A 9,565-nucleotide genomic window follows, 5' to 3' on the forward strand; every position below is an offset into this window, starting at 1 on the left:
GAGCGCGCCTGGTCGCGCGCCTCGCCGCGCTGCGAGAACGCGAAGACCGCGAGCGCCGTCATGCCCGCGAGGGCGACGAGCGCGCCAAAGGCCAGGAACGCGAGCCGGCGGTGGCGCCGGCGCGCCTCGGCCCGCGCTCGCTCGACCGCCCGTTCGGCATCGAAGCGGCTCTTCCAGCCGAGCACGGCGCCGGCGAGGACGTCGTGGAAGATCTCCCAGCGGCCGGCCTCGTCGGTGCGCAGGATCCGGTGGTCGGCGAGAACGCCCGTGACGGCTCGCACCTCGTCCTCCGAGCACCGGGCGAACTGCGCGAGGTCCGCGGCCTCGTGCGCGATCTTCGTGCCGGACGGCGTGACGAGGTGGTCGAAGAGCCGTGACGCGATCTCGCGCTGCGGCGGGGTCAGCGCCTCGATCGCGCGCTCGAGGTGGTCGGCAACGACCTGGCCGGCGCCGCCGAGCTCACTCAGCGTTGCGGCGCGAAGCGTCGACGAGCCGCCCGAGCGCTCGACGTCCCAGAGCCGCTGCATGACGAGCTGCAGGTACGGCGCCTCGATCCCCGGCGCACGACCGTTGGTCTCCGGGACGGCCTGGCCTGGGCCGAGCTCGATCTGCCCTGCGCCGACGCCGTCGAGCACGGCGCCTACGAGCTCGTCCTCGATCGTCACCGTCTCGCCCTCGAGCTCGCTCCAGCGCTCGAGCGGCCTCACGATCGCCGCGCGGCCGGCCGTACGATCGAGCCGGTCGAGCCGCAGCACGTTGCCGAACAGGTTCGGGATCGCGCCCTTCAGCCGGTCGAGCCGCGCAAGCGTGTCCTCCCGCAGCGAGAGCAGGACGTTGACGCGGAGCGGGCCGTCGACCAGCGCGGCGAGCGCCTCGTCGAAGCCGTCGTCGGTGTCGTGGTACGTGAAGTACTCCTCGGCCTGGTCGAGCACGAGATAGACATCGCGCTCGGCCTGCGTACGCGTAGCGACGTCGACGAGCGAGCCGGGCTCGATGCCCGCCGCCTCCGCGATCGCTCTTGCCAGCGCCGACTCGGGCAGCTCGCTCCAGCTCGAGAAGACGAGGACGAGCGGCTGCTCGGGAAGCCGCCGCAAGGCCCGCGCGACGCTCGCGAGGAGCAGCGACGACTTCCCCACGCCGCTCGGTCCGTAGAGCACCGTCAGCCGCGACGCGATCAGGTTGGCGACGACGATCTCGGAGTCGCGCTCCCGGCCGAAGAAGTAGAGCGCGTCGAGGTCCGAGTCGGCGAACGCCGCGAGCCCCCGGTACGGCGACTTCAGGTTCACGGGACGCCCTCGAGACGCCGCTCGAGCAGACCCACGTACTCATCGGGGTCCACGTCGAGGACGTCGACGTCGAACCGGCGCCAGAACGCCTGCTCGAGCGCGCTGGGCTCCGGGTCGAGCGCCCACGACCGGTACGCGAGCGGGCGGTCGCCCCACACGCGGTGCATCACGAGGCGCAGGTTCCAGTCGACCATCTCGTATCCGATGAAGAGGAAGTGGCTGCGGCGCAGGTGGGCGGCCAGCGCGACGGGTACGGCGGAGACGAGATCGGAGCGGCCGAGGTAGTCGATGTAGTCGTCCTCGGTGATGACGAAGCTCTCCCACTCGCGGTCCGGGAAGGGATCGACCGCGCCGTGCAGCTTGAGCAGCACGGTTCGCCGGTCGAGCGACAGCTCGGTCGCGTACGTGTTGGGCACATCGATCGGCCGCGGCTCCTCCCCCGGCGGCCGGTGCCAGAACTTCCCGCGGTACGGGCCGGAGGCGACGTAGGTGACGACGTCGAGCTCCTCCCCGGCCGCCTCGAACGCCCGCTCGAGCGCAAGGTCGTACCGCGTGGAGATGACGAGCTGGTGTGGCGCGCCCCGTGACCGCAGCACCTCCGGCAGAGACGCGAGGAACCGATGCACCGCCTGCGGCTCGGTGGCCTCCTCGAAGCGCCTGTGGAGCTCGTCGTAGAGAGGCCCCGAGCCGTTCATCGTCGCCACGTACTGCGACACGCGCGCAAGGTCGGGCGGGCGGTCTTCCGGATACCCGAACGCGCGGGCGAGCTGCGCCGCGAGGTCGTCGCCGCCGTCCAACCCGAGCACCGGGACGACGCGCCCGGCGAGCAGTGCCTTGACGACCTCCGCGTCGGCGTCGCGGTCGGCGTGGCCGTTTGCTCCGCGCGACCCGCGCGCCTCGCCGCGCAGGATCTCGCCCTGGAGCCGCCGGAGGTTCTCTCCAGGCTCGATCCCGAGCTCGTCGAGGGCGGCGCGCGCGTCCGTGTAGGCCTGCAGCGCCTCGGCGGAGCGGCCCGCGCGGTGGCAGGCGAGCATCAGCAGGTACCAGAGCCGCTCGCGGAGCGGATGCTCGGTGACGAGCGCCTCGAGCTCGGGCACGACATCCGAGGGGTGGCCGAGCTCGATGTCGGCCGCGAGACGCTCCTCGAGCGCGACGAGGCGAAGCTCCTCGAGACGCCTGATCTCGGTCTGCGCCCAGTCCTCGAACGCGAACTCGGCCAGCGCCGGGCCGCGCCACAACTCGAGCGCGCGCCCGAGCAGCTGCCGGCGCTCGACCGGAGAGGCCCGCCGCGCGTCGGCGAGCAGGCGCTCGAACCGGTGAGCGTCGACGTGCTCGCGGTCGATCCGGAGCACGTATCCGGGCGGACGCGTGACCAACACGTCGGGACCGAGTGCCTTGCGCAACCCGACGACGCAGTTGTGGAGCGACGCCGTCGCCGTCTTCGGCGGCTCGACGCCGTAGAGCTCGTCGACGAGCTGGTCGGTCGGGACGACCCGGCCCGCGCGGAGGAGCAGCGCGGCCAGGAGCGCGCGCTGGCGCGGACCGCCGAGGGCGATCGGCCCGTCCTCACCCGACGCCTCGAGCGGGCCGAGGATCCGAAATTCCTGCATTCACGCGGTTTGTACCACCGTCCGCCAACGGTCTCCTAATCAGCTTCCGGCGCGGCTCGGGATCGTTATCGCGCCGTGAGGCGACCGTTTTCGACCCGTTTCGGGCCGGATCGACCGTGGGGGCATGGCTACCACGCACCCACATCTCACAGCACGCGGCCCCTGGTCGTGGGCGCTCGCGGCGGTCGTCGCCGCACTCGCAACAGTTCTCTCGAGCGCTGTCTTCGTCCCCGACGCGACGGCCGCCGACTCGACCGTCACCGGTTACGGCTGGCCCGTCAAGCCGTTCCACCGCCAGCACCCCGTCCGCGGGTTCTTCGGCGACCCGCGCATCGGGATGACGCCGAAGGGCTGGGAGCAGAGCTTCCACTTCGGCATCGACGTCTCCTGCCCGAACGGCACGCCCGTCTACGCGACGCTCGACGGTGTCGTCCGCCTCGAGTCCTTCCGGCCGGAAACCGTCGCGGTCGTCGCGTACGACGGCCACACCGAGTTCCAGTACTGGCACATCGTCCCCGCCGTGCGGAACGGGCAGCGCGTCACCGCCTACCGCACCGTCGTCGGCCACGCGGCGCCGCCCTGGGAGCACGTCCACTTCGCCGAGAGCCGCAACGGCGCCTATCTGAACCCGCTGCGCGCCGGCGCGCTCGGGCCGTTCGCCGACACGACGCGGCCGTGGATCAAGCACCTGAGCGCCGACACCGACGGTCGGCCGGTGCCTGTCCGGGCGACGCACGGTGTAGTCGACCTGGTCGTCGAAGCGTACGACACGACGCCGATCCCGGTCCCGGGCCGCTGGGGCGGCAAGCCGGTGACGCCCGCGCTCGTGCGCTGGCGCGTCACGGGCGCAGGCGGCCGCGTCGTGCTCCCCTGGAGCACGACGATCGACCATCGCCTCCGGATCCCGTCGAACGACCGGTACCTGACGCAGTACGCCCGCTGGACGCGACAGAACAAGAAGAACCGGATCGGCCGCTACCGTTTCGTCCTCCGGGCCGGCTGGGACAGCCGCACGGTCGCGGACGGACGCTACGTCGTCGAGGTCGCCGCCTCCGACGTGTGCGGGAACACGACGGTTGCGCGGTTCCCGATCCGCATCGCGAACCGCCCCGCCGTCTGAATCCCTCTTCGCGCTGGTAGCCCACGGAGCCCGGACACCGTCCGGGCTCCGTCGTCGTGGGCGTTAGCGAGCCGTTTGGAGCCCGTGACCGGGCCGTTTGGGCCGCCTCCGAGCCTCGCCGCATGCAGCGAAAGGAGGTGACTCACATGCATGCGGCGATCACACGGACACCCGTGGTGTTCATCGTTCTCGCGGCAGCGGCCCTGGTTCTCGTGGCCCTCGGCCTCGCGGCCGGCGACCCGGCTCTCATGCCGCCGCCTCTGTGTCCGCCCAACTGCTGACTAGCCCGCGAATGGGGGCGCCGTAACCGCGGTGCCCCCATTTCGGATGCCGGAGAGCATCGTCTTGGCACGCTCGACGAAGAGCGTGGCGCCCTTCGCCGTCAGGATCGAGGCCGCTTCGGAGGCCGCTCGTTCAGCGTCGACCAGCTTGCCCTGGAGGGCGAGGGCCTCGGAGAGGATGAGGCGAAGCTGCCCCTTCACGAGAAGGTTGTCCGTGGTCTCGTAGAGCTCGAGGGGCTCACGCACGCATTCCTCGGCCTCGATTGCGCGGCCACTGCGCGCGAGCCCCTTGGCGCGTGCTGCCTGCCAATACAACTCGATCCAGGACTGCCCCGGCAGGGACTCCTGTTCGGCTTCCTTCGCGAACTCTAGTGCCCGATCGATCTCGCCTGCGACGAGCGCAGCCTCCGCACGATGAACCTCGAGGTACGCGTACCAGGCAGTGTCCTCGCGCGCGGCAGCGGCTTCGATCGCCGGCACGAGGATCTCCTCGGCGCTCCGACCATCGCCTCCGAGCACCGCCACGAGGGCGGCGGCCTCCGGCCAGCGCGTCGTCATGGCGAGGTCGTCGCCGATCTCGACGAGTTTGGTACGCGAGCGGACGACGAGGTCCTGGGCGGAGTCGAATCCTGCCATCAACGCCTGGTGCCGCGCGAGGTCGAGCATCAGGTACGGCTCCGTCCATGGGTGCGACTCCGACTCCGCGAGCAAGCGCTCGGCCAGCGCGATGACGTCCGACAGCGGCATCGGCCCGTCCACCGCTGCAGAGACCAAGGCGGAGTCCTTCATGCCAACCAACCCGAGCTCGCGGTAGAAGTCGTTGGCTCTGCGCAACGCGTCGTAGGCGGCCTCGAAGCGACGACACATGAGGCTCTCCACCGCGTACCGCGCGTCCCACGCGCGGGCCAGGCCGATCGTGTCGGACGCGGCTTCGCACTCGGCAATCGCCTCCTCGATACCGGCGATCAACGCGTCAGCGTCCGAGACCCCCATCAGATGGAGCGGCCAGACCATCTCCACCCGTGCGCGTGCAGCAACTCGGCGATTCTCGATCTCGTCCGCGCGACGCACGACATCCTCCAGCAGGCTGAGCGCACGCCGCCACTCTCCCGTCATCTTGAGCGGATGACTCAGGACGCATTCGAGGTCCAGTCGAAGCACGTCGGCTTCCGGGAGCAGGCTTGCAGCTCGCGTCAGCAGGCTGATGGCCGCCGCGTGATCCATGCTCCACGCCGCCCGTTCCCCTGCCCGGCCAAGCCGTTCGCCAGCCTCGACAGCGACGTCAGGCGCGTCGTCCCCCATGGCTCGCCGGCTGACGACGGATCGCTCGAGATGGAGGCCGACGAGCTCGTCGGCCGCGCCATGAGCGTCGAGCCAGCGGGCGAACGCCTCATGCATCGCTGCCCGTTCCAGCCGGCCGATCGCGTCGTAGGCGGCCTCACGGACGAGCGGGTGGACGAACTCGTGTTCCGGCCCGCGCGGACGGACGAGCCGCCGCCGCTCTAGCGACCCGAGGCGTCCGGCGAGCTCGCGCGCTTCGGTACTCGGCGTCAAGGCGCCCAGCGACTCCCGCGAGAACACGCGCCCGACGACCGCCGCGCGCGAGAGGACGGCGCGCTCGCCGGGCTCGAGCGCGTCGATGCGGCTCGCGAGCAGCGCGTCGAGGGTCGCCGGGACGTGGTCGACGGCGAGCTCGGACTCCACAGCGTGCGCGGCGAGCTGCTCGAGGAAGAGCGGCACGCCCTCGGCCGTCTCGAGGATCGCCGCCGCGAGCTTCTCGTCGAGCGCGTCGCGCTCGGGGAGCGCGTCGACGAGGAGCCGGGCGTCGTCTCCGGCGAGCGGCTCGAGCACCATGGCGCCCTCGCCCCACGCGGAACGCCGCTCGAGGAGCTCCGGACGGGTCATCGAGATCACGAGCAGCGGGCCGCGCGCCGCCCGCACGACGTACTCGACCACGTCGAGGAACGTCGGCACGGCCCAGTGCAGGTCGTCGAGCACGACGACGACCGGGCAGTCGGCGGTGAAGTGCTCGACCAGCCCGCGGGCGGCCGCGAGGGCGGCATCCGCGCTCGAAAGCTCGCCCAGCTCCGGGGCGCCGGCGTCGAGCGCCGCGGCGCACTCCGCCAGCTCCCGCAGCGGGAGGAACGAGATCCCCTCGCCGTACGGGACGCAGGCGGCCTGGAGCAGGACGGCCGGCACGTCCTCGACGAATGCGCCCACGAGGCGGCTCTTGCCGATTCCCGCCTCGCCGACGATCACCACGTGTTGCGTGCTTCCGTGCTCGACGACGCCGTCGAACGCAGCCTGGAGCAGCGCGAGCTCGGCCGAGCGGCCGACCAGCGGTCCCCGAGCACCCCGCGCCGCGGGCCGGCTCGAGCGTACGCCGAGCAGCCTGCCGTCGGCATCGAGCTCGAAGGCCTCGCCGCCGAGCCGGGCAGCGACCTCCGTCAGCTGGATCTCGTTCGCGTCGGCATCGTGGAGCGCGCGGCGGCTGCGGCCGACGACGGCGCCGACGAGCACGGGGCGGGCGTCCTCGACGAGGATCCGTCCCGTCCCGACCGCGTACCTCGCGTCGACCTCGCGCGCGCGGAGGATCTCGCGCAGCTCGACGGCCGCGCGCGCGGCGCGGACGACGCCGTCCTCGTGCGCTCCGTCGACGCCGAAGGCCGCGATCAGCTCGACCCCGGACTCCGGCGACAGGGCGCCCCCGTGCCGGGACACGACGTCGGCGACTGTCCGGCGGACGTCCCGAAAGATCTTCCCGGCCGCCTCGAGCTCGACGTCGTCGTCGACGAGCGGCTCGACGAGGAGCAGCGAGACGGGCCGACGCACGGGGCCGACCGCCTGCGGGACCGGCCGCGCGGGCGCGATCGCGGGGTCCTGGGTGAGGATCATCTGGTGCAGCGCGCGGGTCTCCGGGGAGGGCTCGAGGCCCCATTGCGCATCGAGCGCGCGGCGCGTCGACGCGTAGGCGTCGAGCGCCTCCTGCTGGCGTCCCGCACGGGCGAGAGCGAGCATCAGGAGACGACAGAGCCGCTCGCGATCGGGGTGCCGCGCGGCGAGCGTCGCCGCGTCGGGGATCGCGCCGTCGTGGCGGCCGAGCTCGATCTCCGCCTCGATCCGGTCCTCGAGCGCGGTGAGCCGGAGCTCGTCGAGGCGCGCAATCTCCGCCTGGAGGAAGCTCTCGAAGGCGAGGTCGCCGAACGCGGGGCCGCGCCAGAGCGCGAGCGCGTCGCGAAGAGCCGCCGAGCGCTCGGCCGGCGGGAGCGGCTTCGCGTCGTGCACGAGCCGCTCGAACCGGCGAGCGTCGATCGCGCCGGGGTCGACGCGCAACAGGTAGCCGGGAGGACGGGTCTCGATCACTTCCTTGCCCAGCGCCTGCCGAAGCCGAGAGACGGCGTTCTGCACGACCGCGTCGGCCGTCGGCGGCGGCTCCGCGCCCCAGAGGTCGTCGATCAGCGTGTCCATCGAGACGACCGATCCGGCATGGAGCAGGAGGTCGGCGAGCACGGCGCGCTGCCTCGGGCCGCCCAGCTGGGGGCTCGCGCTCGCGATGCGCGCCTCGAGCGGCCCTAGCAGGAGGAACTCCACTGCCTCGCCCTCCGTGGTCGACTGGGGCGGCGACCCTACCACCCGCCACGACCGTTCACCAGACCCCGATTAGCGAATCGTTGGCGTGACACGACACCGTGGGCGTACCGACGACGAGGGAGGATGAGGCGATGACACGACTCGAGGCGCTGCAGAGCGGAAGGCTCGGGGACCCCGTCCCGATGACGAGCTTGCCTTTCGCCCAGACGATCGACCTCTCCGACGCGGGGTCCGATCCGGACGAGCCGTCTCCGTGCCTTCCCACCGCCAGATCCGTGTGGTACGCCCTGCGGCCGCCGAGCGCGGGAAGGCTCGTCGTCGACCTCGCCGGCTCGACGCCGCTCGACCCACTCGTCCGCCTCTACCGGCAGATCGGCCTCCACCCCGCCGCGAGCATCTTCCTCGGCTGCGCGAGCCCGCTCTGGAACGCGCAGCTGTCGCTCGAGGTCCTGGTCGAGGACGGCGAGACGCTGCTCGCCCAGGTCGGGACGTCCGAGTCGCTCGAAGGCCGTCTCGTCGTGCGCGCCGAGCTGCGCGCGTGACGGCACCCGGCGGTTAGCGCGCCGTTAGCGGCCGGACGCACCCTCCTCTCACGGCGAGGCGACACGCCTCGCCCAGGAAGGGGGTTCTGCAATGAGACGCAGGCACGTGAAGTGGGTGCTGCTCGCGCTCTCGGTGACGGCAGCTGCGGCGCTGCTCCCCGGGGCGGGTCAGTCGAGGCCGCCCGAGAGCGACGGCTCCACCTACACGTGGACGGGGGCCGCGACGTTGACGGTCGACGTGAAGCCGTGGGGCGGCGGCTACGTGCGCAGCGATCCGTACCTGATCGACTGCCCGATGGCCTGTATCCGCGCGTTCGAGCCGAACCGCGAGGTGAAGCTCACCGCGTACATGACCCCGGGCCACACGTTCAAGGCCTGGGAGGGCGCGTGCGCCGGACAGGGCAACCCGTGCACCATCAAGGTGTCCGGGGCGATGGACGTGACCGCGGTGCTCGAGGGGCAGTTCGTCCCGCCCACGCCGCCGAAGCCGCCGGCGCCGCCGGGGCCGCCCGTGGCACTCAACCCGTCGCTCACGGTGACGACGAACGGCCTGACTGCGACGTTGACCGGCACGGGATACAACCCGAGCAGCTCGATCTCGCTCGACTTCGAGTGGTCGACACCGCCGGGAGGCTGGTTCCTTCTGCTCCCGGGAGCCACGACGAGTGACGCGAGCGGCTCGTGGTCGTACACGTACGCCGAGAACTGCGACTTCGGCGGGGCGTACACGGGACCGGTCGCATTCGGCGTGACCGCGTCGGACGCCGGTGGTGCGTCGGCCTCCGACGGCGGTTCGATGACCTGCTGACAGGGGGAGCGTCCGGTCGAGGAGCCGCGTGGGGAGGCTCCTCGACCGGATCGCGTCTTCGCCGTCCGCACCCTCCTGGCGGCGGACTAGCATCCCCGAGGTGGTCGGCCGGCGCACACGCAGGAGCTTCCTGCGTGCCGGCATTGCAGGGCTCGTCGCAGTCGGGCTCCTTCCGAGGCGGGCACTCGCCCGCGACACGGCACCCCATGCGGCGGAGATCGCAGTACGCGGCGCGGCGAAGCCGTTCGCGGGCGACCGGCCGATGTTCACGACGATCGCGCCCGGGGTGCCGGGCCGGGACACGGCATCCGTCCTCTTCCGGCTCGA

At 72.1% G+C, this 9,565-nt stretch carries 7 protein-coding genes and 1 pseudogene; 5 read left to right on the forward strand and 3 right to left on the reverse strand.

Annotated features, from left to right (window positions below; genetic code table 11):
- Positions 1-1,286 (reverse strand): annotated as a pseudogene (locus VNM44_RS07460) (hypothetical protein); the annotation flags it as partial.
- The gene (locus VNM44_RS07465; RefSeq protein ID WP_325624424.1) at positions 1,283-2,896 is read right to left on the reverse strand and encodes a BTAD domain-containing putative transcriptional regulator; all 1,614 of its coding nucleotides are present in this window, start codon (positions 2,894-2,896) and stop codon (positions 1,283-1,285) included. The gene VNM44_RS07465 and the pseudogene VNM44_RS07460, both read right to left, overlap by 4 nt.
- Positions 2,897-3,020: 124 nt before the next feature.
- On the opposite strand from VNM44_RS07465, the gene VNM44_RS07470 reads away from it, so the two are divergent.
- Together VNM44_RS07470 and VNM44_RS07475 are read left to right on the forward strand one after the other, a co-directional pair.
- Positions 3,021-4,016: a M23 family metallopeptidase gene (locus VNM44_RS07470; protein WP_325624426.1), complete on the forward strand. Its 996-nt coding sequence runs from the start codon at positions 3,021-3,023 to the stop codon at positions 4,014-4,016.
- A 122-nt stretch (positions 4,017-4,138) separates the two neighbouring features.
- Entirely contained in the window at positions 4,139-4,297 is a 159-nt protein-coding gene (locus tag VNM44_RS07475) for a hypothetical protein (RefSeq protein ID WP_325624428.1), read from the forward strand.
- On the opposite strand, the gene VNM44_RS07480 is transcribed toward VNM44_RS07475, so the two are convergent.
- Positions 4,298-7,930 (reverse strand): BTAD domain-containing putative transcriptional regulator, encoded by a 3,633-nt coding sequence (locus VNM44_RS07480; RefSeq protein ID WP_325624432.1) that lies wholly within the window; start codon positions 7,928-7,930, stop codon positions 4,298-4,300.
- Between the two features lie 89 nt (positions 7,931-8,019).
- On the opposite strand from VNM44_RS07480, the gene VNM44_RS07485 reads away from it, so the two are divergent.
- The 3 genes from VNM44_RS07485 to VNM44_RS07495 form a co-directional block, all read left to right on the forward strand.
- Complete coding sequence (locus VNM44_RS07485) at positions 8,020-8,430, forward strand: hypothetical protein (RefSeq protein WP_325624434.1); 411 nt, start codon at positions 8,020-8,022, stop codon at positions 8,428-8,430.
- 91 nt (positions 8,431-8,521) lie between these two features.
- Positions 8,522-9,238 carry an Ig-like domain-containing protein gene (locus tag VNM44_RS07490; protein WP_325624436.1) on the forward strand — a complete coding sequence of 239 codons (717 nt, stop codon included), beginning with the start codon at positions 8,522-8,524 and terminating at the stop codon, positions 9,236-9,238.
- A 100-nt stretch (positions 9,239-9,338) separates the two neighbouring features.
- A partial coding sequence (locus VNM44_RS07495) for a hypothetical protein (protein ID WP_325624438.1) occupies positions 9,339-9,565 on the forward strand: 227 nt, incomplete at its 3' end.

The sequence above is a fragment of the Gaiella sp. genome, from assembly GCF_035558935.1.
Lineage (GTDB): Bacteria > Actinomycetota > Thermoleophilia > Gaiellales > Gaiellaceae > Gaiella.

Excerpts from the sequence above, each read along its gene's own strand:
- VNM44_RS07475 (WP_325624428.1), top strand. The coding sequence starts at position 4,139 with ATGCAGCGAAAGGAGGTGACTCACATGCATGCGGCGATCACACGGACA.
- VNM44_RS07470 (WP_325624426.1), top strand. The coding sequence starts at position 3,021 with ATGGCTACCACGCACCCACATCTCACAGCACGCGGCCCCTGGTCGTGG.
- VNM44_RS07490 (WP_325624436.1), top strand. The coding sequence starts at position 8,522 with ATGAGACGCAGGCACGTGAAGTGGGTGCTGCTCGCGCTCTCGGTGACG.
- VNM44_RS07485 (WP_325624434.1), top strand. The coding sequence starts at position 8,020 with ATGACACGACTCGAGGCGCTGCAGAGCGGAAGGCTCGGGGACCCCGTC.
- VNM44_RS07465 (WP_325624424.1), bottom strand. The coding sequence starts at position 2,896 with ATGCAGGAATTTCGGATCCTCGGCCCGCTCGAGGCGTCGGGTGAGGAC.